The 24,413-nt window shown below is 60.0% G+C and carries 17 protein-coding genes; 6 read left to right on the top strand and 11 right to left on the bottom strand.

What is annotated here, in order from left to right; all coding sequences use genetic code 11:
• Nucleotides 1–354: 354 nt before the first annotated feature.
• Nucleotides 355–1,818 carry a sensor histidine kinase gene (locus HGP31_RS13645; RefSeq protein ID WP_168757938.1) on the bottom strand — a complete coding sequence of 488 codons (1,464 nt, stop codon included), beginning with the start codon at nt 1,816–1,818 and terminating at the stop codon, nt 355–357.
• A 222-nt stretch (nt 1,819–2,040) separates the two neighbouring features.
• Nucleotides 2,041–4,401: an ELM1/GtrOC1 family putative glycosyltransferase gene (locus HGP31_RS13650; protein ID WP_168757939.1), complete on the bottom strand. Its 2,361-nt coding sequence runs from the start codon at nt 4,399–4,401 to the stop codon at nt 2,041–2,043.
• A gap of 211 nt (nt 4,402–4,612) precedes the next feature.
• On the opposite strand from HGP31_RS13650, the gene HGP31_RS13655 reads away from it, so the two are divergent.
• Nucleotides 4,613–5,410, top strand: a complete 798-nt coding sequence (locus HGP31_RS13655; RefSeq protein WP_020801076.1) for a phosphocholine cytidylyltransferase family protein — start codon at nt 4,613–4,615, stop codon at nt 5,408–5,410.
• A gap of 32 nt (nt 5,411–5,442) precedes the next feature.
• Here the strand turns inward: HGP31_RS13655 and HGP31_RS13660 are convergent, their stop codons facing one another.
• The 7 genes from HGP31_RS13660 to HGP31_RS13690 all read right to left on the bottom strand — a co-directional run bounded on the left by HGP31_RS13660 (nt 5,443) and on the right by HGP31_RS13690 (nt 12,791).
• Nucleotides 5,443–6,261, bottom strand: coding sequence for a metallophosphoesterase family protein (locus HGP31_RS13660; protein WP_168757940.1), 819 nt, complete (start codon nt 6,259–6,261; stop codon nt 5,443–5,445).
• Nucleotides 6,262–6,390: 129 nt separating this feature from the next.
• Nucleotides 6,391–7,224, bottom strand: a complete 834-nt coding sequence (locus tag HGP31_RS13665) for a hypothetical protein (protein ID WP_237750045.1) — start codon at nt 7,222–7,224, stop codon at nt 6,391–6,393.
• Nucleotides 7,225–7,345: 121 nt separating this feature from the next.
• Nucleotides 7,346–8,530 (bottom strand): CDP-alcohol phosphatidyltransferase family protein, encoded by a 1,185-nt coding sequence (locus HGP31_RS13670; RefSeq protein WP_168757941.1) that lies wholly within the window; start codon nt 8,528–8,530, stop codon nt 7,346–7,348.
• Between the two features lie 79 nt (nt 8,531–8,609).
• Nucleotides 8,610–9,692, bottom strand: coding sequence for an LPS export ABC transporter permease LptG (gene lptG, locus HGP31_RS13675; RefSeq protein ID WP_168757942.1), 1,083 nt, complete (start codon nt 9,690–9,692; stop codon nt 8,610–8,612).
• Entirely contained in the window at nt 9,689–10,816 is a 1,128-nt protein-coding gene (gene lptF, locus HGP31_RS13680) for an LPS export ABC transporter permease LptF (RefSeq protein WP_240963546.1), read from the bottom strand. Before lptF ends, lptG begins: the two co-directional genes overlap by 4 nt.
• A gap of 18 nt (nt 10,817–10,834) precedes the next feature.
• Complete coding sequence (locus tag HGP31_RS13685) at nt 10,835–11,665, bottom strand: nucleotidyltransferase family protein (protein WP_033045678.1); 831 nt, start codon at nt 11,663–11,665, stop codon at nt 10,835–10,837.
• Nucleotides 11,649–12,791 carry a hypothetical protein gene (locus tag HGP31_RS13690; RefSeq protein WP_020801069.1) on the bottom strand — a complete coding sequence of 381 codons (1,143 nt, stop codon included), beginning with the start codon at nt 12,789–12,791 and terminating at the stop codon, nt 11,649–11,651. The genes HGP31_RS13685 and HGP31_RS13690 overlap by 17 nt, the downstream gene beginning before the upstream one ends.
• Nucleotides 12,792–15,271: 2,480 nt before the next feature.
• Between HGP31_RS13690 and HGP31_RS13695 the strand changes: the two genes are divergently transcribed.
• Genes HGP31_RS13695 through HGP31_RS13715 form a run of 5 tightly spaced genes read left to right on the top strand, consistent with a single transcriptional unit; the run spans nt 15,272 to nt 21,187 of the window.
• Nucleotides 15,272–17,002, top strand: coding sequence for a fatty acyl-AMP ligase (locus HGP31_RS13695; protein WP_168757943.1), 1,731 nt, complete (start codon nt 15,272–15,274; stop codon nt 17,000–17,002).
• A complete protein-coding gene (locus tag HGP31_RS13700) occupies nt 16,999–17,916 on the top strand; it encodes an NAD-dependent epimerase/dehydratase family protein (protein WP_168757944.1) in 918 nt (305 codons plus the stop codon). Before HGP31_RS13695 ends, HGP31_RS13700 begins: the two co-directional genes overlap by 4 nt.
• 35 nt (nt 17,917–17,951) lie before the next feature.
• Nucleotides 17,952–18,212, top strand: coding sequence for an acyl carrier protein (locus HGP31_RS13705; protein WP_168757945.1), 261 nt, complete (start codon nt 17,952–17,954; stop codon nt 18,210–18,212).
• Nucleotides 18,199–19,401: a serine palmitoyltransferase gene (gene spt, locus HGP31_RS13710; RefSeq protein WP_083348912.1), complete on the top strand. Its 1,203-nt coding sequence runs from the start codon at nt 18,199–18,201 to the stop codon at nt 19,399–19,401. The genes HGP31_RS13705 and spt overlap by 14 nt, the downstream gene beginning before the upstream one ends.
• Before the next feature lie 58 nt (nt 19,402–19,459).
• A complete protein-coding gene (locus HGP31_RS13715) occupies nt 19,460–21,187 on the top strand; it encodes an ABC transporter ATP-binding protein (protein WP_168757946.1) in 1,728 nt (575 codons plus the stop codon).
• A 175-nt stretch (nt 21,188–21,362) separates the two neighbouring features.
• Here HGP31_RS13715 and HGP31_RS13720 read toward each other — a convergent pair whose 3' ends face one another.
• Nucleotides 21,363–22,139, bottom strand: a complete 777-nt coding sequence (locus HGP31_RS13720; protein WP_033043596.1) for an SDR family NAD(P)-dependent oxidoreductase — start codon at nt 22,137–22,139, stop codon at nt 21,363–21,365.
• A 53-nt stretch (nt 22,140–22,192) separates the two neighbouring features.
• Entirely contained in the window at nt 22,193–24,304 is a 2,112-nt protein-coding gene (locus HGP31_RS13725) for a 3-hydroxyacyl-CoA dehydrogenase NAD-binding domain-containing protein (protein WP_168757947.1), read from the bottom strand.
• Nucleotides 24,305–24,413 lie beyond the last annotated feature (109 nt).

The following is a 24,413-nucleotide window of genomic DNA, read 5'->3' on the forward strand; positions in this document are numbered from 1 at the left end:
TGCGCCCAAATCTAACGCCAAAGCGAGGCGGCCTTAAAACCGACCTGACTTTTTCAGATATCCGCAATCCACTGTGGGAGCGAGCCTGCTCGCGAAAAATGTCCAGACAACGCGTTCATCCAGAAAGGGCGCGTTATCGTTGACGTCCATCGCGAGCAGGCTCGCTCCCACAGGGGATCGGCGACAGACCTGCACTCAGTTCGACTTTAAGGCCGCCTTGCTTTTGCTTTGGCTTTTGATTTTCTTGCCCTATATCAGTGGCTGGTTGGCTGACCATTTCGGCTCGCGCCTGGTCTTCAGTTCGGCGATCGTCCTGTTCATCCTGTTCGTATTGCAGCGTGCACCCGCCAAGGATTAGCGCGGTGCGTGGGTTCTCCTGTCCTGGACCCTGAAACTCAAGTGCACGCAGGTGCCCTGTTTTTCATCGATTATCAGGCTCGCATCGCCGCCAAAGCTTTCCATGATCTGCTTCACCATGATAAATCCGATACCCAGCCTGCCTTGTCGGGTGGTGTAGAACGATTTGAAGGCCATCATTTGCTGTTGCCGGGAAGATCCACCTCCGGTGTCGCCAATGGTCAGGTGCAGCCATTGATGGGCATCATCCAGGCGAGCCACGATGCTCAGTTTTCCTGCCGTCGGCATCGCTTCCATGGCATTGGCAATGACGCTGCCTAAAATCTGCGAGAGCAGCAGTGGATTGCTGATTACCCAGGGCGTGGGTTCATTTTTGAACTCGACCTGGATTTTCGATTGACTCAGTTGTGCGCTGAAACTGTTGAGTGTGAGTTGTATCATCTCCATCGGATCCACCCGTTGCGCCTCCCCGCGGATCGGACCCAGGCACAGGAGCAATTCCTGCACCCATCGCGACATCCGCTCCACCTGACTAATAATATCGTCGAGCTGCTTCTTTGCAGGCTGGCCCTGAGTGTCATTTGCCAATTCCGCACTTGAGCGGATGCAGGCCAGAGGATTACGCAGGCTATGGGCGACGGCAGTGGACATTTCGCCCAAGCCAACGTAGGTCTTGTTGGCAACGACTTGAGCCTCTTGCGAGGCCAACTGGATCGATGTTCGTCGGGCAATCCAGTAAATCCCGAAGTAAACAAGCAGGCCACCCATGGTGGACAACCAGATGATCCAGTGACCGTGGTTCAGGCGTTCAATCAGGTCGATGGGCTCCCTGTAGATTTCAACCACCGCCAGAATATTTCCCCGGTCATCGACCAGAGGGATGTAGCTTTCGATGAAGAACTTTTTCGGGGGGTACAGGAATTTTTGTTCACTGCGGTCCGCAGCGACATTGCTGTATTTGGTGGATATCCGTTCTTTGGAACTGAATGCCTGTTCAAGCTCGTCATTCAAAAATGCTCGGCCAACCAGCTTCTGGTTGGTTGACCAGACCACTGTTCGATTTGGGGAATAGATATTGATCAAGAGCGAGTTCGGAAGATGCGCAAGATAGTCCAGGAACTCGAAGCTGGCGGGCTGTGCGCTTTGTTTCTTTTCTTCTGGCATCGACTGGTGTTGAGCGTAGGCGAGCACCTCCCCGATCTGTCTACCCGCCAGCCCGTGGTGACGTATCTCACCTTTGGCAATGGTCTGGATGAACTGCGCTGTTATCAGCGCATCGCGTTCAAGGCTTTCGGCGACCAGAAATCTTGTCGACCACGAACCCACCCCGAAAGCGATCACGCTGATCAGTACGAAACTGACGATTGAAAACCAGCGCAGGAGATTGAATTGTTGAGTGGGTGCAATCGCGTCAACGGTTCCAGGGAGAAAGCGTTTATACAGCACGTCGATTGCAGGCATAGGGAGTACTCCTGGGTATGCTGCTTTTCAGCAGCTTCAACCTCTCAAGCAAGCCTTGGGTGAATAGCAGCATCCATGCCAATGCAACGCTGCGCTTGGGCGGTGCATCTTTCAGCCATTTCTCCAGGAAGAACGCCGGTGCGAAGCGGGTATTACCCCCCCATATATGGGGGTAGGTTCCCCGGGGCGAGTAATAGCGGTTGCGCTATTGGCGGGGGCTGATCAATCACTTGACGGGCGTTCGCCGGATATCAACCCGCGAATGGCGTTAATGGCGCGTTCGCGTGCGCTGGCGAGCAATTGCGGGGAAACCAAAGGCGCTTGCAAAAGCCCTTGTGGCAGGGGCATGACGCCAAGCGCGATGTGCGCCTGTTCGAATTGTCGTTCGCGCCTGATCAATCCGCCCGACACGAGCTTGAAATAGAACCTGCTGAAGCCCTCCTGCTGCTTGGGCGTGCCACGTACCCCCGTTGTCCGGTCGATGACCCCCAGTCGTTGCTCCAGTGAGTGGCGAAGCCGGGCCTTGCCCTTGCGTTGGATGGGCAGCGGAAATACCGCAACCGGACGCCCGGTCATGCAGGCCTCTGTGAGCATTGAAAGGCTGTCGCCGGTGACGATAAATCCATCCGCCAGGGCGAGAAATGCAGGGTAGGGATTGTCTTGCCTCTCACCGAATCGATACGCCCAGCATGGAACGTCAATGGCAGACAGCAACGCGTCGGTGGTTGTCGCCGATGAGCGCGGACTGGTCGATAACAGGATCGAGCCACCCAGGGCCTTGACCGCGGCATTGGCTTCACGGCCAAGTCGAACTTCTGATTCCGTGTCCATGCAATAAGGTGCGGCACTGGCTCCCACGAGGACGGCGATCCAAGGGCGAGGCAGCGAAGTGAAGCGCTGTCGCCATAGCTCCAGTTGCGCCTGATCCAGCGTACGCGGATTCATGTACGGGGCAGGGAGGTCCACTACGTTGTCTGCCAGGGCAAGCCCATATTGCGGGGTCGACAAGACCAGGTCGAAGCGCCACAACGGGAGCTGGGCACGTCCCACATGGGCCAGTTTTGCCGTGCCCTTGGAGCGATGCTTGATCCATTGGGCAACCTGGGCGCAGCGCCGTCCTGCGCTCAATACCAGGTCTGGCCAGGGCGCGCTCAGGCCCGGGACTGGCCGTATGGGCAACCGGGTGCCCAACAGGGCGTCGAGCAGATAAGGGCGTGGGGGTGTGGTGATCTGTTTGCATTCGTAGGGCCAACCCAGTGCGTCGGCCATGGCTATCAGCTGTGCATTGTCGCCGGCATGTTGACTCAGTAGCACCCAGACCTTGGGGTTTTCGGCCGCTTTGCGCCGTAATGCATAGTCCGCGACGAAGCGTTGCGTGTGGCCTTTTTCGTCCACGCAATCAAGCTGCCAGCAACGATCCGGATAGCGCCGCGCGATGCGCCGCAGCAGTCGTCGCCAGCCGCTGACAGAGCTGGTCATCGAACCATCACCGCTGAGCCTTGCGTGAATATAAAGCAATCGGGAAGCCTGGTTGAACAGTCGATCCATGACCCAGGGCAAGTCTTCCGGCGGCAGCTTTTCAAGACCCTGGGCCGCGATGAAATCCTGGGGAGGTAAATCGACCTGGCGAAGCTGCTCGATATCCAATTGCCTGACCGTTGGGCCGTGCGCCTCCGTGGGTTGCCAGCGCCCGATCAATCCGAGATTCGTACACTGCAGCTTGCGACTGAGCAGCCTGGCATCTTGCGGGATAAGCGCCGGTAGAGTGGTGGCTTCCCGACTGCAGTGGACGAATCGCGGACTGGGCTGTGCTGCCGTGTAGAGCTCATACCCACTGGCGTCCGCCGCTTCCTCAAGGCTGAGAAAAATTTCCGCGTAGGGATGAATCTGATAGCTGTATTGCGCCGGCAGAGGTCTCCAGGGCTGTAGATGCAGCGTCGTGTAATGCAGCAACCGGGACTCGCCGTGTTTGTATTCCAAGTCCCGAGCATGCCAGATGGCATCCAGAACGCCGAAGCAGCCCGGTATCTCGGAGGCGAGCGCATGCAGCTTTTTTTTGCTGGTCGTGGTGGCTGCTTGCATGTTCCAGCAGCAGCGCATCCGTTCGCAGTCGATGAGCATGACGGCCGTTTCCCTGGGCGCGAGCGCCAGATAGCCGTGCTCGCCCATCGGTTGGTCGAACAGTTCGGCCGGGTCGGCGGTGTAGAGTTGATCGACGTCGTTGTACAGCGCGCGACCGTGGCGCCCCGCCAGGTCCGGGATAGCGAAGCGGTAATTGGTGAAGCCGGTACGCCAGCCCGCCTGGTTGAAGCCGGGCAGGCCCGTCATGCGGTAGACCTCATAACGGCGGTCCGGGTTGCGCACCTGTTCCAGCGCATAGACAAACATGCGCTCAGCGCGATATTGGGCAGGTTCGGTACCCAGGAATATGCGCACGGCAGGTGCCTGCGGTGCCCCGGCTCGGGCTGCCAAGACGATCGGCTCGATGCGCGGTATCGCGATGTGTTCCCCAATGTCCCCTGGGGTAGCGGGGTCATAGGTACCGATGCTTGAGGACGACTGTGCTGAACCCTCCAGGCGCATGGGCGTTTCCTCGGAACATTAATCTCCACAGCATAGAGCGAAATACGCAAGTCGAGGATAAAGTTTGCGTGCGGTGTTTTTTTGAATCGAGGCGATGGGCGGGTGTCGAAAGGTTTAACTCAGCGAATGGATTGTTCTAGTCTTCCAACCATGTCTTTAAATGATCGCAGGGTCCTGCTCGTTCAAATCCTTAAATGGGAGCCCGGGAGAAATGGGTCTATTCGAACAACGCACCCGTACAGCTGCAATCTTGTTGAGCGCCGGCCAGGGACGACGGCTTCTTCCCTATACGACGAACACCCCCAAGTGCCTGATCGAGGTCGGTGGGCAGCGGGTCATAGAGTGGCAGATCGATGCTCTGATGGCCGCCGGGATAAGCCGGATCACCGCGGTCATCGGCTATGGAGCAGAGCAGGTCGAACGGGTGCTGAACGAACGTTACGGGCCTGGCGTCATTTCCACGATCTACAACCCGTTCTTTGAAGTTGCCGATAACCTGGCCAGTTGCTGGATGGCTCGCCAGATCATGCATGACGATTTCATCCTGCTTAATGGCGATACGTTATTCGACCACCCAGTCCTTGAGCGATTGCTTGATGCACCTGCCAGGGCGATTACGCTCGCGGTCGACAAGAAACTGGCGTACGACAGCGACGATATGAAAGTCCAACTGATCGGTGATCGAATCAGCGCCATCGGTAAACTGATTCCGCTCGATCATGTCGACGGGGAGTCTATCGGCATGATGCATTTTCAGGCCGGTGGAGGACCACTGTTTCGTAGTGCGCTGGAAGACAGCATGCGACGTCCTGAAGCCCTGCAAAGGTGGTACTTGAGCATCATCGATCACCTCGCAGGGACTACCGGGCAAGTGTTCGCGCAGTCCATCGAAGGATTGGGCTGGGCCGAGCTGGACTTTCCTGCCGATCTCAGAGCTGCGCAGGCACTGGTCAGGCCCTGGGTATGCCGCAAGCAAGGGACGGCAATTACCCTCGCGGAGGGAGAGTAGGGCTGCTCCTGAGGTTGGGGTTTCAAGCTCGTCTATCGACCAGGCGGGCAGTCACAATGAGACTCGATGCTGGGCTCAAAGGTGTCGCGCAAGGCAGAATATTCCCAGCGTTCGACGGTGACGCGCCTTGTTAGTTTGTCCAGATGGATTCGATTGAACGAATTGGGGGCATTGCCACGTAAACGTGACGAGAGGGTCGTTCCCGCCTGCACCCCCCATATTTCCTTGGACAATGCGCCGTATTGCGTGCTGAGTGCCAGCACATAGGGAAGATGGATGTGCCCCCCCATCACCAGGTCGAGCCCGGACGAGGCCCAGCGTTCCAGTGCAGCCCTTGCACCGATCTGCAGATTGCGTTGGTCGCTGGCGACGATTGCGCCGAACGGCTGATGAGCGACGACGATGCGCAGTTTTTGCGGATCGCATTTCTGTAGCCGTTCAGCCACTTCCTCGACTTGCCGGGCAGTGACCTTGCCATCTTTTCGGCGTGCCGGGTGGGTTGTGTTCAAGCAAATGATCAAGGCATCGTCATTCTCGAAAACGGGTGCGAGGTTGCTGTCGATGTACTTGTAATAGTTCCCGTAGGGTGAAAACAGGCGCGCGAACAGGTTGAACATGGGGATATCGTGGTTGCCGGGGATGGTCAGTACTTTCGGTATTCCATAGCCCTTGATGCGGTTGATGAATGCCTGCGCCGAGGCGAACTGCCCGCGTCTGGCGCGCTGTGTGATGTCCCCGGAGAAAAGGACCAGGTCGGCGCCGTGGGCCTTGACGTATGTTTCAAAGGCTTGCATGACGGGGAGCTGTTCGGTGCCGAAATGGGTATCGGAAATATGCAGGAGACGGGTCATCGTTGCTGGACATCCTCTATACCCGACAGGGCTTGGCGCTTAATTTGTCGTCCGTTGGTGCCACTGACCACGTTCTTTGCCACTGTTCATGGGGTGCCTCCATTTTTCGCATTGCGAGCAGCAACGTCTTCAGCGAAGCCGGCGGCTTTTGAGCAGGCGCCAGAGCAATGGCCAGCCGAAGAGCAGTGGAAAACGACGCAAGCGATGGGTCACGACGACAGGCTCACCCAAGTGGCGTTCCAGCTTCCATATGAGGTAGTCGACACCATTTTCGAAGGTGAAAAAGGATTTGACCAACCGCGCCACGTTCAAGGTTCTTCCCTGGACCCGCCGCCATTTCCACAGACGTTCATTACCTCGGCGCGTGGCCATCGGGCAAAGGTTGCGATATCTGTCTTCTTCGCCCGCGCAGGCCGCCATTTGCTTCACCGCAGGCGCGGCTGCCTGGGTGATGCGCGAATAATAGTCCATGTCATGCCTGACGAGCTGCCTGGGGCGATCAGCTGATTCAGGACGCAGCTCGGTCCGGTAGGTCAGCGACAAGGATTTCTCCCAAAGGGTGAAGCTGTCGAATCGATCCGGCAGCGTGGCGACACAGCGACCCATCAGGGTCATCACGGCTTGAGCCAGGGCGAAATGGATACGCTTGCGCGTTTCCTCGTCTTTGAAATAAACCAGCCGGCAGGGCTGGGCGAAGCGGGCCCAGAGGTAGCTTTGAAACCATGAACCGGTACCCGCCTCGAAGTCCTGCAGCGACAGGATGGCGCATTTGGCATGGAGTATTTGCCCATCGGCCGCCGCAGCCCTGACGAGGATCACCGTGGGTGGCAGCCAGGCATTGGCAAGCTGCTGCAAGCGCGAGTGATGAGCGTGAGCGTAGCTATCGACCAGCGCATACACATCGACCAGGCCATCGGTGAGATCGCCGTTGCGCAGGCATGAACCGTAGACCAGCAGCGCCACTAATGTATCGCCCAGGCGTGTGTGCAATGCCTGGACAATGGCCTGCACCTCGTCGGGCATCGGCTGCGTGCACTGCTCCCTGATCTGTTCAAGCAGCTTCGCAGGGGGCGGCGGGCAGGCTTCATGCATCATTGAGGCCCGAGCGGGGCGCGAACATCCGCACGATCAAGCGGTCGCGTTCAGCGCTCATGTCGATTCGGCTGAGCCAGGGCTGTGGCGGCTGGCCTCGGTGCTTCAAGACAAGGGCGGACATCGTGCGCACCCCCAGGATCAGCGTCGAGACGCAGGTCCAGACGGCCACCCAGATCAACGCCGTGTCATGGGCATCGAACGCCCATAAGCTGGTCAGTATGAGCAAGTTGGGGTTGCGCCGCGCGGTGATCAGCCGGTTGAGTGAGTCGAAGGGGCGCCAGAGAAACAGCGAAAAAGGCGCGGCCAGCTTGAACGCACCTTCGCAAACCCTGCCTGCGATATAGCCCAGGCAAATGGCCCAGAGCACAGGCTCGAGGGGTATGGCCGAATCCCAGGTCGCCTCGTAGCCCAATCCCCAGGCGATGTACCAGAGCGGCGGGTGAATCAGGTCCAGGCCATGGTCGAAAAGGTTTCCGAAGCGCGTGGAGGTCACGGTGACGCGTGCCAGCTTGCCATCGACCGTATCCAGGAACGTCATCAACCAGCCGGCCAGCAGGCCTGCGCCAAATAATCCATGCCAGAACAGAAAGCCTGCGGCGATGGCCAGGACATAGCTGGCTGCCGTGACCTGATTGGGACTGAGCCCCAGCCGCACGCACCAGACGGTGGCCCAGCGAGCAGGGACAGGCCAGATCGCCCGGGTGATGAAATCGGTGACGCCCTTGTAGGAGCCGTTGAACAGAGACTTCTCAAGATGCGCCTGGTTGGCGGCGGTGATCTGCGCGACCCAGGGAGGATCGAATTTGCGCAGTTGCGTCTGCATCGCGGTGGCCACGGTGCCGGGAACCACTTTGCGTAATCCGGCGACGGCGTCAGTGTCCAGGCTGGGCAAGTGGGCGAGCCGCTCGACACTGGCGTGGGCGGCGACAATGGTGCCGGTGCGCGGGTCCTGTAGCGCGATCTCAGGCGTTGCCAGCAGCCCCTGGAGCACGCGGTCGTCGTAAAGGTAATCCTCGCGCAGCAGGACCACCTCGCCTTGCGCCGGCAACGGATCGTTCGCGTTGCACAGATGGGCGTTGGGAAACTTTGCGAGCATACGGCCCACTCGCTCCCTGGAGGTCAGTCCCCACAGCCGCACCGGGCAGCTGCAGATCAGGTATACGGGAGTCTTCATGGTTGGTTGCGCCTGCGCCGAATCACATTGATTGAAGGAGCGGGCGCCAACGCCCTGTCCATTGAACAGCATGACGGTTTCAACGACTGCCCCGGTCCAGATACGCCACGATCACAATAGCCACTGCGAGCAAGACCAGGGCCGGCCCCAAAGTAGTGACCAGGATGTTCATTTTTAGCAGTAGACCGAGGTTTACGATGATCTGATTACTTACATAGACCATTAACCCGACCAGCGCACCCAAAGCCAGCCGTGCACCCAGGTTGGGCGAGCGCGGTTGTGCGAAGGCAAACGGGATGGCGAACAGGATCATCGCCAGGGTCAGGATCGGTCGCCCGAGCTTTTGCCACATCGCCATTTCATATTGTGCCGAGGGCTGGCCCGAGCCTTTGAGGTACGCGATGTAACGGTAGAGCTGGCGGGCAGACAGGCTTTCGGTCGGCAGCGTAATGTCGCCCAATCGCGCACTGCCAAAAATCGAACGCCAGGGCATTTGGTCGAGTTGTTGCGTCGTTTCAGCGCCCTGGTCCCACTGTTTCACCTGGACATTGTTCAAACGCCACTGGCCTGCGTCCAATATGTCCGCCGTCTCGGCAAAGATGTAGGAAACCAGTGAGCGGTCGTTATCGAACCTGAAAATCTCAATATTGACCGGCAACCGTTTGTGCGCAAGATTGCCAATACGGACGATCTGATCGTCCTGTCGAGCCCAGACACTGCCTTGATCGTTGCTCGCCTGCGCACCGGCGGCGATGGCTTCGTTGCGCAGCTCCAGGCCATTTTGCTGCAGGGGAGAGGCCACCCACTCATCCAGCGCCGCCCATGACAGCGCTAGCGCGAGACCGGCCAATGTCGCCGTGAACCCGATCCGGGCAATCGACAGCCCGGTGGCGCGCATGACCGTCAGTTCCCGGGTGGCTGACAATTGCCCCAGCGCGGCAATGCCACCCAGCAGGGCGATAAAGGGGCCAAGCTCGACGACACGGCGCGGCAGCGTCAGGAACACGACTTCGATGGCCTGGCTCAACCGATACCCGCCGGGCGCCACGTCGTCTAATTCACCCACCAGGTCGAGGGTGGTGAACAACGGTAGCAGCAGCGCTGCCGCGGCCGCAAAACCGAAGAACACATGGCGGGTAATGTAGCGATCGAGGACTTTCATCGGTAGCCGAACCGAAAGTTTGCCAGGTCGCGCGCCAGGAAAACCAGCAGCGCCAGGCTCATCAGCAGCGGCACTGTCCACAAGCCCGGATACAAGGGCAGGGTGCTGTTGCCCACCATCGTCTTGCAGATGTCCGCTGCGTAGTAGATCACCGCGAAGACGGCGGTCACGGGCAGCAGGGTCGCAAACCGTCCCTGCCTGGGCCGGGTACGGCTTAACGGAATGGCGAGCAATGCAAGGACCATGGCGCTTACACCCCGCGTCTGGCGCCATTGCAATTCAGCTTTGTCCGAGGGCGCGCTGGAAGCCTGCAGCACTTCGTTGGGGGCGGCCTTGCGCTTACCCTCGGCGGCCCGTTCGATGGGTAGCAAGTGCAGCCGCATATGCTCGAACTTTTCCGAAATGTCCCGAGAAGCACTGTGCTTGAGCAAATAGGAATGGCCTTGCGTCAACTCCACGATCGGATCGTCCGGATTCGGATCCAGGATCCTCGCCTGCCTGGCGCGAAATACACGGGTTTTCGAGTCACCCGGGTCATAGATCAGCACATCGTGGAGCCGGCCATCAGTCCGGTCAATGCGTTCTGCCAGGATCATCCTGCCGTTTTCATTGTTCAGGTTGAACCGTTGTGCCTGCAGATGATTGACGTCCAGGTCTGTTCGCGATTGCTGTTCCAGCACATAGGCCTGCGTATAAGCCCAGGGGCGCCCGTAGAGCGAAAGCATGGCCACCGCCAGCGAGATCGGAATGGCCAGCAACAGGACGGCCCGATAGATCCGCAGCGGGCTTGCACCCGAAGCGGCTATCGCAATGATTTCAGAATCATGGCACAGGCGTCCCACCGCCAGGGTCACCGAGGCATACAACGCCACCGGCACTAGCATTTCGAGGGCAATCAGTACCTTGTAGAACACCATCTCCAGTACCGCTTGCAAGGCGAGAGTGCCCTCGACGGCGTCAGCGAGATACCGCTCTACCGAATAACTGGCAAAGATGAACACCAGGATGCTGACCATCACGATCACCGGCCGCCGGATCTCGGCGATCACGTAGCGTTCGATCAGGAACATGCCCTGGATCCCGGCCGGTCGCCTTGCCCATGCCGCGCTGGGGCGATTGAGCATTCCTGCCGCCAGGATCCATCAGGTATCGCTCGGTATCGATTGATTTCTCTGGGCATGAATTCTCTCCACCATTTGATAATCCAGCGGCGAATCGACATCGATAGCGGCCTCCGGGAAGGGCATGACCACCGCCCCGAGACTCACCCCCAACCGGTTGGAAAGCTGTTGCAGCGCTTGTTCCAGGGTCAATCGACCCAACAAATATCGCAGTACTCCCTCGACGCCCAGAGCGCCGGCGATCACCCGCCTGGGATGCTTGCGATCGTGTTCGACCCGTTGCCAGTAGCTGGCGAGACGTCGCGCGTCCTCGGTCATGAAGGCGAACAGGTTGCTGCCGCAATAAGGACCGCCGCGAAGCCGGATGCTGGTGCGCCGGGTTCCTGGAAAACCCGCCAGCACCGTGTCCAGCGGCGTTACCGCCACCACAAAGTCATGGCCGCCTGAAGTCGCCTGCGCAAGGAAATAGTCGACGATCTGCGGACTGAGCAGCGCATGATCCGCCGTGGTCACCAACACGGGACTGTCTGCGGGTTGACGCGCCAGCGCCAGCGCCGCGCTGGCGCTGGGGGAGTTGGCAGGTTCCAGCCAACTGACGCTGGCGCAGTCCAGCAGTTGCGCCAACGAGGCATCTTGCGCCATTAAATTTCGCGCAGGCCCCACGAGTACGATCCGGTCGATCCGGTCACTGGCCGCCAGCGCCTCGACGACTCGACGAACCATGGGAACCCCCGCCACCGGCGCCAATGCCTTGCAGCAAGTCCCGGCCACGGCAGCAACGGGGTCGGCCGGCCCCCGGTCAGCAGCCAGGACCAGCGCGGTGAACGGCCTGACCTCAAATGTGCTTTTCATAGATCCGGTAGCGCTTGTAGGCGGTGGCGCCGATTTGTTCGAGAATCTTGCGCATCACCGCATTCGATTCCAGGATCCACGACATTTCCAGGGCTTCTATGCCGCGCTTGACGAAGGGCGGCTTGAGCGCTTCGATCAACAGCAGGGCGAGTGCAGGCCCCAATCGGCTGAACTGGTAAGCCTGCTTGACGCCCATCAGGGGCACGCGTGCAGTCCGCGCGCCTTTGACGTAAAGCCGCCACAGCAGGCGTATCCAGCCAAAGGGCAGCAAGCGCCCGTCGAGCGAGGCGATCGCCTCGTTGATGTTAGGCATGGCCACGATAAACGCGCAGGGCTCGCCATCGACTTCGGCGATGTACAGCAAGTCCTTGGGGACCAGCAGCCTCAATTGGCTGCCAAGCTCGTAGAATTCGGATTCGGTGAAGGGGACGAAACCCCAGTTGCGGCTCCAGGCGTCATTGAAGATTTCCCGCAGGATGCGCATGTCCCGCCGGAACTGACGCGGGTCCAGCGGCCTGATCACCACGCGCTTTCGCTCGCGCGCCATCATCGCAGACAACGCTGGCGGGAAATGCAATTGATCGGTGCGCATCCAGTAGGCGAGCAAATCCTTGGCTTGCCGGTAGCCAAGGGCGGCGAGCCTTTGGTCATAAAAACGCTGTCCGTGGCCCATCATGGCGGAAGGGGGATGATCGAATCCCTCTACCAGCAAGCCGCTTTCCTGGTTGATGGTCAGGTTGAAGGGGCCCGTGATGCGTGCAGCGCCATGTTCGCGCAGCCAGGCTTCTGCCGCTGCGAACAGGCTGTCGAATACAGCGGGATCGTCCACGGCTTCCAGCATTCCGAAGTGCCCTGAATCATGGCCGTGTAATTGCCGGTGAAGGCTGTCGATCTGTGCGGTGATCCGCCCCACCACTTCAGTTCCCGACCAGGCCAGCCACGCCTGCCACGTCAGGTGAGGGGAGGCTGGATTCTTTTGCGAAAGGAGTTCATGGCGCTCGTAATGAATCGGTTCGATCCAGCAAGGATCGTTGCGATACAGGGTGCCGGGGAAACTGATGAATGTCTTGAGGTCCAGGCTTGTGAGGACGGGTCGCGTAATGATTGGCAACTTCTTATTGATCATCGTTGGCCACAAAAGTCCGAAGCAGTTGAACTCGTATCCCTTTCTTAGTACCTCAGAGAGCGTAGCTGAAGTATTGGCGTAGGGCGTACGTGCAGAAAACAAGGGTGCCAGTGATCCAGTAAAAGCTCGGTAATCCGTGTAATGCTGTTCACTTTAGGTTTGGGGGTTGCAGGTGCATGTTTGGATTGGGTGTATATCCGTTGTTGCGGTAACGCCTACTTAGGGTTTCGCTTTTACTGTTGGAGCCAGGCTTGCCGGCGAAGGCGTGCTGGCAGACGATAATTGTCTTTCAGGTGTACATATCCGTTGCTGCGGTAACGACCACCTAGGGTTTCGCTTTTACCTGTAGGAGCCAGGCTTGCCGGCGATGGCGTCCTGGCGGCCAATGGGGATTTGTGACTGAGTACATATCCATTGCTGCGGTAACGGCCGCCTATGGTTTCGCTCTTACAGCGAGTCACTTGGAAGAGCCCCAAGTAACCAAGGGCTCTTGCCCCTGGCGTTCGGTGCCTCGCTAAGGCTCGGCATGCCCTCGCTCCGGTCCTGCTCCGTGGGTCGCCGCGATGGGCCATCCCTGGCCCAGCGCGGCTAAACCGGCATCCTTGCCGGTTTACCCACTGCGCAGAACCTCCACTCGGCCTCTCGAGGGGGCAAGAACATCAAAAGCCAGATCACAATCAAAAGCGAGGCGGCCGACCGGCCGGCCTGATCGGAAGCCATGCGCGTACCTTCTGTAGGAGCGAGCATGCTCGCGAAAAACCTGAGAGCACCGCGGGCTGACAGTTGCCCAGCGTTATCGTTAACGACCATCGTCGGAACGCCGCCCGGAGCATGCTCGCTCCTACATGGGGATCCAGGTTCACCCGTAACAGTCAGGTCGGCTTTAAGGCCGCCTCGCTTTGCTGTTGATCGCGGGCGCCCCGTTAACCACGATGGCCGAACGCAGGCATTGCGCAGTGGGTAAACCGGCAGGACGCCGGTTTAGCCGCGCAGGGCCATGGATGGCCCTTCGCGGCGACCCACGGAGCAATGCCGGAGTGAGGGCATGCCGAGCCCAAGCGAGGCACCGAGTGGTGGGGCAAAGCCTTTTGCTTCCTTTTTGGCGTTTGAAAAAGGGAGTCGCCGTAAGGGCGAAACCATAGGTGGCCGTTACCGCAGCAATGGATATGTACGCAGGCAACCAATTTCACACAGGGCTTCTTGTGACGCCCACCGCATCAACGTTGCGCACGGCTCATGTCATGCGTCGTCAGTGGAACGCGGAGCGTCCCTGGCGGCATTCCCACGCAGAGCGTGGGAACGATCAATCAATGTGCTGCCGCCTTCGCGAGCAGGCTCGCTCCTACAGGGGATTCAGGTGCACCCGTCAAAGTCAGGTCGGCTTTAAGGCCGCCTCGCGTTGCTGTTGATCGCGAGCGCCCCGTTAACCACGATGGCCGAACGCAGGCATTGCGCAGTGGGTAAACCGGCAGGACGCCGGTTTAGCCGCGCAGGGCCATGGATGGCCCTTCGCGGCGACCCACGGAGCAATGCCGGAGTGAGGGCATGCCGAGCCCAAGCGAGGCACCGAGTGGTGGGGCAAAGCCTTTTGCTTCCTTTTTGCTGGGCCGGCACTCCGGCGTTTGAAAAAGGGAGTCGCTGTAAAAGCGAAACCATAAGCCGCCGTTACCGCGGCAATGGATATGCACTCCGACAACCAATTTCACACAGGGCTTCTTGTGACGCCCCCGCATCAACGTTGCGCACGACTCAATTAATGCGTTGTCAGTGGAACGCGGAGCGTCCCTGGCGGCATTCACACGCAGAGCGTGGGAACGATCAATCGCCAGTAGGGGATCAAGGTACACCTGTCAAAGTCAGGTCGGCTTTAAGGCCGCCTCGCTTTGCTTTTGATCGCGGGCGCCCCGTTAACCACGATGGCCGAACGCCGGTTTAGCCGCGCTGGGCCAGGGACGGCCCATCGCGGCGACCCACGGAGCAATGCCGGAGAGAGGGCATGCCGAGCCCAAGCGAGGCACCGAGTGGTGGGGCAAAAGCCTTTTGCTTCCTTTTTGCTGGGCCGGCACTCCGGCGTTTGAAAAAGGGAGTCGCTGTAAAAGCGAAACCATAAGCCGTCGTTACCGCAGCAATGGATATACACCCCGTCCAATTCTTATCTACAACCCCACGCTTAAGTGAGCTGTATTACAGTAATCAGCGCACTTTGTGATAAACATCACGCTTGAGAACGAGAAGCTTTCATCGCGATTATTACTCGCCGGTCGTCGCTCATCCGGGAAAAAATTTGCGCTCATCCAGATGCCGATTAGTATTGCGTTAGGCTCTGTAAATAATTGAAAAGGCTGAGCCGGATATCCTTGGGGCCACGACTCCATGGAATCGGTTTTGAGGGCAGTAGAACGGCACGTGTTTTACTGGCGCAGGTGATAAATACGCTATTTGACTTGTCCTTACTTGGCTAAATGGATGGGTGTCTTCTTATGTCTGCGACCTTTTCAAACCAGGCACTTACCCAACGTCTAGCGGACTTTCCCACGCTGGTGGAAGCACTCGATTATGCCGCTTCAGGCCTGGGCGGGATGAACTTCTACGACAGACATTGCCGCTTGAATGCAGCGCTCGAATACTCAACGCTCAGAAGTAATGCTGTCTCGATTGCCCAGCGCCTACTTGGGCTCAAGTTGAACAAAGGCGATCGGGTTGCGCTCATCGCCGATACGCACCCAAGCTTTATCGAGTCGTTTTTCGCCTGCCAGTACGCTGGCTTGATCGCCGTTCCTCTGCTGGTTCCTGCCAGCCTGGGAAGCCATCGTTCCTATGTGGACAAGTTGAAGGGGCTGTTCGCCAATTGCACGCCGGCGGCCGTTTTGGGGGTGGAGGAATGGCTGCCCTATATCCGCGAAGCACTGGGGGACACCCGGCAGGTGTTCGTCGGGACGCTTGAGGCATTGGGCGAATTGCCCGCGTTGCAGACGTTACCCACGGTCGTGCCGGAGGACATCGCCTACCTGCAATACACTTCCGGCAGTACCCGCTTCCCGCGTGGCGTGATCATTACCCAGCGTGCGGTGATGGCCAACATCAGAGGCATCGTCGTGGACGGTGTTGGCGTTCGCGCAGGGGATCGGTGCGCCTCATGGTTGCCCTTTTATCATGACATGGGGCTGGTGGGTTTTGTCTTGGCGCCCATGGCGGCGCAATTGACTGTCGACTACTTGCACACCCGGGATTTCGCCACTCGGCCCGGGCAATGGCTCAAGCTTATCAGCCAGAATCGAGCCACTGTCTCGGTGGCGCCGCCCTTTGGCTATGACCTTTGTACCCGGCGAGTCCGGGACCTGGAAAAAACGCCGCTGGATCTCTCCTGCTGGCGCGTGGCGGGGATCGGGGCAGAACCGATTCGGGCATCGGTGTTAAGCCGTTTCGCCGAGTGTTTTCTCGACACCGGATTCGATCCGGCTGCCTTCACGCCTTGCTACGGTCTGGCGGAAAGCACGCTGGCCGTCAGCTTCGCCCGTCGCGGGGTGGGGGTGCAGGTGGACCATGTCGCGCGCTCGGTATTGGAGCATCAGCTCAGGGCGCAGGCGAGCGCCGCCGATGATCCGGCAAGCTGCGCTTTCACCAACTGTGGCGCCCCTTTGCCCGGCCATCGCGTGGAAATCCGCAACGCTGCGGGGCGGCAGGTTGCGGAGCGTGAGGTAGGGCAGATATTCGTCCAGGGACCCAGCGTAATGTCAGGTTATTTCAATGACCCACAGAGCACCTGGGCAGTCCTGGAAGATGGCTGGCTGAACACCGGTGACCTGGGCTACCTGTCCCAGGGTGAACTGCATATCACCGGTCGGAGCAAGGATTTGCTGATTGTGCGCGGTCGCAACATCTGGCCGCAGGATATTGAATACCTGGTGGAATCCGAACCTGAACTGAGGCCCGGCGATGCGATTGTGTTCGTCGTTCCCGTCGATGATGAGACCCAGGTCGTAGTCCAGATTCAATGCCGCATCCGTGAGCCAGAAGGTCGTGAACGCCTGGTCCGTACCCTGGTGGCGAAGATCACCAGTGAGTTCGGTCTCACTGCTGACGTGCACCTTGTGCCTCCTCACTCGTTGCCGCGAACCTCCTCGGGCAAGCCTTCCCGTGCCGAAGCCCTTGAACGATTTTTGGCCCAGGCGAACACCGACCTTCCTTATCCAGCGCTGGAGGTGACGTGAGTGCTCGCGTTGTTTCGCTCACTGGCGCGACTGGCTTCATAGGCAGTGTCCTACGCGAACGGCTCATCACCCGTGGCGTGGAGGTCCGTGCCCTGGCTCGCTCCAGGAGCGCAATGACAGCGGATGGAACAAAGTGGATCATCGGAACACTGGAAGATGAACAGGCCCTGGCCGAGCTCACCAGGGGGGCAGATACAGTCATTCATTGCGCAGGGAAGGTCAGGGGCAGGAATGCCCGAGACTTCGACGAGGTCAATGTGCAGGGCAGCAAGCGCTTGATGGAGGCGGCGCGAATGAGTGGGAGTTGCGAGCGTTTTTTGCTGATCTCGTCCCTTGCCGCTCGCTATCCGACATTGTCCTGGTACGCCGCTTCCAAATTCGAAGGGGAATGCCAGGTCAGGGAGGCGGCCGGGACGATACCCGTGTGCATTTTCAGGCCAACCGCCGTATATGGACCAGGCGACCGCGAGTTGCGCCCGGTGTTCGAGTGGCTCCTGCGGGGCTGGCTGGTCACGCCCGGTAAAGGCGATTCACTGCTTAGCTTTCTGCATGTCGACGATCTGGTCAGTGCCGTCATGCAGTGGTTGGATGCGCCTGTCATGCAATCGCAGACCTTTGAATTATGTGATGGCCAGGCGCAAGGGTACGACTGGGCAAGCCTGGCCAGCATCGCCACCGATATCCGCAATGCGCCGGTACGGCAAGCGGTAGTGCCTGCCAAGGTGTTGAAGGGGATCGCACGAGCGAACCTGGTGCTGTCGCGCTTCACCCGCCAGGCGCCCATGCTGACCCCCGGTAAAGTCAATGAGCTGATGCACCCTGACTGGACTTGCAGCAATGCCCGCATCAGCGCGGTATTGGGTTGGGAGCCGCAGATTCTGTTAGGGCAAGCATTGCGCAATCATCTGTACTGAGCGGCGAAGAACGACTGAACCCCAGGAGATCCACGATGATCACAGAAGAAGCGATACTCAAAAAAGTCATGGAGATCATCGAGCCGTTTGCACCATCTGGAATGGTAATCAAACCGAATTCCGATCTGACCGGAGACTTGGGGATGGAGTCGATAAAGGTGATGGACATGCTGTGGGTATTGGAGGACGAGCTCAAAATGTCGATCCCTCTCAATATCCTGATGGACGTGCACACTCCCGACCAGTTGGCTCATGCCATTCTTACCCTGACGGAGCGTAAAAATGGGACTGTTTGACAAGTTCGGCAAGCTGGCAGCTGAGCGCGCCAGTCTCTGTGGCACACAGATCCATCCTTTTGGAATTCGCATCGATGAGATGTATTCCCCCACCGAGGGCTGTATTGAGGGGCAAAGGGTCATTCTCGCCGGCACCAATAATTATCTTGGACTCACCTTCGACCCCGCCAGCATCAAGGCGGCGCAGCGCTCACTGGCGCTAGAAGGCACCGGCACTACCGGTTCTCGCATGGCCAACGGCAGTTACGCCGGACACAGCGCGCTGGAAGAGGAACTGGTTGATTTCCTGGGGCGAAGTTCCGTCATCGTGTTCTCGACAGGCTATGTCGCCAACCTGGCTGTCATCGGGACGTTGGCAGGGTCGCGCGAGGTCGTGTTGCTTGACGCTGACTGCCACGCGAGCATCTACGACGCTTGCAAGCTGGGAGGCGCGGAGATCATCCGTTTTCGCCATAACGATGTCGCTGATCTGGAGCGGCGCATGGTCCGGCTCGGCGAACGCGCGCGGGAAGCGATTATCCTGGTGGAAGGGATCTACAGCATGCTGGGCGACCAGGCTCCGCTCAGAGAAATAGTCGAGGTCAAGCGCCGCCTTGGAGGTTACCTGTTGGTTGACGAGGCGCATTCCTTTGGCGTCCTGGGGGCCAACGGGCGAGGCCTGGCCGAGGAGCTGGGTGTGGACTCGGAGGTGGACATCCTGTTGGGAACGTTCAGCAAGAGTCTGGGCGCCGTCGGCGGATTCGCCGCCTGTCACGACGCGCAAATGGACCTGCTTCGCTACGCCAGCAGACCTTATATTTTTACCGCTTCACCAGCCCCCTCGGCGATTGCCTCGGTAAGGACGGCGCTGGCGGCCATCAAGGAACGCCCGGAGCTGCGGCATCAGCTGTGGTCGAACGCCCGACGGCTGTATCAAGGTTTGGCAGAGTCAGGCTACCAGTTGGGACCGCAGGCCAGTCCAGTGATTGCCGTCATGCTGGAGTCGCCTCAAGAGGGCCTGACCGTTTGGCGGGCGCTGATAGAGAGGGGCGTCTATGTCAATCTGGTCCTTCCTCCCGCGACCCCCGGCGCCGTCACCCTGGTGCGTTGCAGCGTCAGTGCGGCCCATACACCTGAACAAATTGACCGGATCATCGAGGCCTTCGCTTCATTGCGTGGCGCGATGGGCCAGGTCACGGCGGGCGCTTGATGAGTGTCGTGAGCTGTCGGTGAGCTAATCTTTACCTACGTCATAGTGAACCACAGTCATGCGGATTATTTTTGCCTTTGGCCGCTCCTACCCGGCCCGCACCGTGCTGATGCTCCTGAGCCTGCTGCTGGCAGGGGTGGTTGAAAGCGTCAGTTTGAGCACGATGCTGCCCTTGATATCGGCCATGCTTGAAGACCAGCCTCATTCGAAGCTGGCGGTCTACGTCTTCGGGGCAATGAACTCGATCGGCCTGCAGCCGACGATCGCGAACATGCTGGTGGTCATTGTCGTGGGCATGACGCTGAGCAACCTGCTGATATTGTTGGGCAACCGTCAAGTGGGCTATACCGTGGCACACGTGGCAACCGACCTGCGTGTGAGCCTCATCAAGGCATTGCTGGGTAGCCGCTGGGAATATTACCTGCGCCAACCCTCCGGAGCACTGGCCAATGCCGTTGCAACCGAAGCCTTCCGTGCTTCCACGGCTTATGAGCATGCGGCCAATATGCTGGCGCTGGGTATCCAGGCGGCGGCCTATGCACTAATCGCGCTTTTTGTCTCGTGGCAGGCCGCGATCCTGTCACTGGTGATCGGCTTCGTCCTGCTGGCTGCCGTGCGAGGTCTGGTCAAGACATCGCGGCGTGTCGGGAAAAGCCAGACCCGCCTGATGCGCGAGTTGCTGGTCCACCTGACGGACACCCTTGGCTCGGTGAAACCGCTCAAAGCCATGGCACGCGATGACATCGCCGATTCCTTGCTGCGTCGTCACGCCGGCGAACTCAATACCGCATTGGAACGCGAAGTGATGAGCCGCGAAACGCTGAGGGCCTTGCAGGAGCCCATGCTGGCGATCCTTGCCGCGGCGGGCCTCTACGCGGGGCTGGTCATCGGCGGCATGCCGCTGTCTTCGGTGATGGTGTTGATCTTCGTGGTAGTGCGCATGCTGGGGTTGCTGCACAAGGCACAGCAGCGCTATCACCGGATGGCCGCGCAAGAGAGCGCCTATTGGGCCATTAACGAGTCGATCGACAACGCTATTGCCGATGCCGAGCCTGTCGGAGGGACTTGCACGCCTTCCTTGCAGCGGCATATCGCTTTTGAAAATATCAGTTTTGGCTACGGCGGGCGGCAGGTTCTTAACAACGTGTCGATGAATTTCCCGGTCGGTTCATTCACCACCATGATCGGTCCGTCCGGCTCCGGCAAGACCACCGTGCTCGACCTGATCTGTGCGCTGCTCGCGCCACAGTCCGGACGCATCAGGGTCGACGACTGTGACTTGCATGCCCTGGACAGGAAGGCCTGGCGCCGAATGATCGGCTACGTCACCCAGGAAACCCTACTGCTGCACGATAGCATCCTGGCGAACGTCACCTTGGGAGACAGGGCCTTGAACGCCGCCGACGCAGAGCGCGCGCTGCGTCAGGCCGGTGCATGGCAGTTTGTGCAGGAATGCCCTGGCGGACTGCAATCGATCGTCGGCGAGCGCGGGGCCAAACTCTCAGGAGGGCAAAGGCAGCGTATCGTCATCGCGCGTGCCCTGGCCCATCGCCCCAGGCTGCTGATCCTGGACGAAGCCACCAGCGCCCTCGATCCCGAGTCGGAGGCCGAAATATGCCAGGTGCTGAAGAATCTCACGCCTGGCATCACGGTCATCGCAGTGTCGCACAGGCCTGCCGTGATCCGCATTGCGGATCAGATTCTCGAGGTCCGAGACGGCAAGGTACTGGCCACGCACCATGCCGTCGATCCTGATGGCACTCGGGCTGACGAGGCGAAAGCCTGAGAAAAGCGCAGGGGTAGGGGGCGTCCGGTCTGTAGGAGCGAGCATGCTCGCGAAAAACCTGAGAGCACCGCGGCGTGTCAGGCTCCTCGCAACATCGTTGACCTCCATCGTCGGAACGCCGCCCGGAGCATGCTCGCTCCTACAGAGATATCCGTTCATTCGCGGGAGCTAGCGTTTACAGGCTGCCGACCAGATGGCCGCCGTCCACTGCCAGGACCGCGCCTGTCATGAAGGCGCCGGCCTCGCTCGCGAGCAGGAGAAACGGGCCTTCCAGTTCCTGCAGGCTTCCCAGTCGTCGCATTGGCACGGTGTCGCGTATATACGCCTGGCCCTTTTCGCTGTCGAAATACTCATCGTTCATTTCGGTCTTGAAGTAACCCGGCGCAATGGCATTCACGCGGATCTGGTAGCGCGCCAGTTCCAGCGCCAGGGATTTGCTCAGTTGCACCACGCCAGCCTTCGCCGCGCAGTAGTGGCTGTAGCCAGTGCCTACGCGCAGCCCGAGCATCGAGGCGATGTTGACGATGCTGCCAGGTCGCTGTGCCTTTGCGAGGCGTTGCGCTGCACACTGGGCAACGCGCCAGACGCCGTCGAGGTTGGTCGACAGCATCGCCCGCCAATCGGCCTCGCTGATCTCCAGCACGCGCTGGCCGTTGCCGATGCCGGCATTGTTGAGCACTACATCCACCACACCGAAAGCAGCCTGGGCGGCGTCAAACGCTGCTTCGACGCTGTCGCGATCGGTAACGTCCAGGGCCACGGCCATAGCCTCACCGCCAGTCTGGCGAATTTCGTCTGCCAGTTGCTGCAAGCGCTCCACGCGCCGGGCGCCTAGCACTACGCGCGCACCCGCATCGCTGGCCACGCGCGCCAGATGCGCGCCAATGCCGCTGGAGGCACCGGTGACCAGTACCGTCTTGCCAATCAGGGAAAAACCGGGGTTTTCATTCATCGCATTGTTCCTGTCGGGGAGTGGATCGGCCGCCCATGGCGGCCGATCGGGACTCAGATTCGTTCGATGCGGGTCTTGCCGGCAGCCACCAGGTGTTCCAGCAACGGGGCAGGGTGGAACCACATCTCGCCGTATTCGCCGAGGGCCTTGCGGTAATGGCGGATACCGTCCAGCACCTTGTCCAGGCCGATCTGCTCGGCAGAATGCATCGGCCCGCCGAGCCACGCCGGGAAGCCGTAACCGTTGATCCACACCAGGTCGATATCGCCACTGCGCTCGGCAATGCCTTCGTCGAGCAGCTGGATGCCCTCGTTGATCAGCATGAACAGGCAGCGGTCATGAATCTCCTGCGTGGCGATCGGCCGGCGGCGGATGTCCAGTTCGCCGGCGATGCGTTCGGCCAGGGTGATGACCTCGAAGTCCTCCTTGCGCTCGCGACCCTCATAGATATACGCACCGCGCCGGGTCTTCTGGCCGAAGCGGCCGAGGGCGTTCAGTTCGTCAGCCAGGCGGCAATAGCTCGGATCATGGGCAATCGCTTCACGACGCGACTCGCGCACCAGGAAGCTGACGTCGATCCCGGCCAGGTCGTGCATCGCCATCACCCCCATGGCCAGGCCGAGGTCAGTCAGCACCTGGTCGATTTGCGCTGGCGTAGCGCCCTCCAATACCAGGCGATGGGCTTCGCGGGAGTAGGGTTCGAGCATGCGATTGCCGATGAAGCCGAAGCACACGCCGGACACTACCGGGATTTTTCCAATCGTCTTGCCCAGTTTCAGTGTGGTCGCCAGCACCTCGGGCGCGGTGAGTTTGCCGCGAACCACTTCGAGCAGGCGCATCACATTGGCCGGACTGAAAAAGTGCAGGCCGATGACGTCTTGCGGGCGGCGCGTAACCGCGGCGATCTGGTCGACATCGAGGGTGGAGGTGTTGCTGGCCAGAATCGCGCCTGGCTTGCACACCTCATCCAGGGTGCGGAACACCTGTTGCTTGATCGGCAGGCTTTCGAACACCGCCTCGATCACCAGGTCGCACTCGGCAATGTCGGCATAGTCAAGGGTGCCGGTGAGCAAGGCCATGCGCTGGTCGAGCTGTTCCTGGGTCAGCTTGCCGCGTTGCCGGCTGATCTCATAGCTGCTGCGGATTTGCCCCAGCCCACGCTCCAGCGCCTCGGGTTTGAGCTCCAGCAGCGTGACGGGGATGCCCACGTTGGCGAAGTTCATGGCGATGCCACCGCCCATGGTCCCGGCGCCGATCACCGCGACCCGGGCGACCGGACGCAAGGCAGTGTTAGCGGTGACACCGGCCACTTTGCCGGCCTCGCGCTCGGCGAAAAACACATGGCGCAAGGCCTGGGATTGCGTCGAGGCTTCGGCTTCCTTGAACAGGGCGACTTCGCGCTGCAGGCCGGCCTGCAACGGCAGCACGCAGGCCGACTCGACGGCCGCCAGCAACAGTCGGGGCGCCAGGCGGTTTTTCCAGCGCGGTTCGTGGCTGGCCCGATAGTCTGTGAAATACCCTTCGGGCAGGGCGGCGGCCGGGTTGGCGTGACGTTCTGCGGGGCGTGCCGGTGCGCTTTCGCGGATCAACTCCTGGGCGAAGTGACGTGCGCCATCGAGCAGGCATTCGCCGTCCCCGGGCAAGCGGTCGATCAAGCCGAGCTCAAGGGCCCTGCCTGCGCTGACAGGCTGGCCGGAGATCATCATTTCCAGTGCCGGTTCGGCACCGATCAGTCGCGGCAAACGTTGGGTCCCGCCCGCACCGGGCAATAGGCCCAGATTGATTTCCGGCAGGCCGAGGCGGCTGTCGGCAGCGCTGATGCGGTAACCGCAGGCCAGCGCCAGCTCCAGCCCGCCACCGAGGGCGAAGCGATCGATGCTGGCAATCAGTGGTTTGTCGATTTGGGTCAGACGCAACAGCAAGTCGGGCAGCGAAGGGGCGGCGAAAGACCCGGGAAGGCCGAATTCGCTGATATCGGCACCGGCGCAGAACAAGCCGTTTGCACCGTGCACGATGATCGCCGAGACGGCAGGATCGCTGGCGGCGCGCTCACAGGCGTCGAGAATGGCCGCACGCAGGGGTTGCCCCAGTGCGTTGACCGGCTTTGATGCCAGGCCGATCAGGGCGAGGTTGTCTTCGACGTGGTAGGTGACCAGGTTGCTCATGTTGATTTCCCGAAATTTATTGTTATCACGGCCCCCTGTAGGAGCGAGCATGCTCCGGGCGGCGTTCCGACGATGAACTTCCAAACACCGCGTGAATCCTGAAAGCACG

Origin of the sequence: Pseudomonas umsongensis (assembly GCF_012647205.1) — a bacterium.
Lineage (GTDB): Bacteria > Pseudomonadota > Gammaproteobacteria > Pseudomonadales > Pseudomonadaceae > Aquipseudomonas > Aquipseudomonas umsongensis.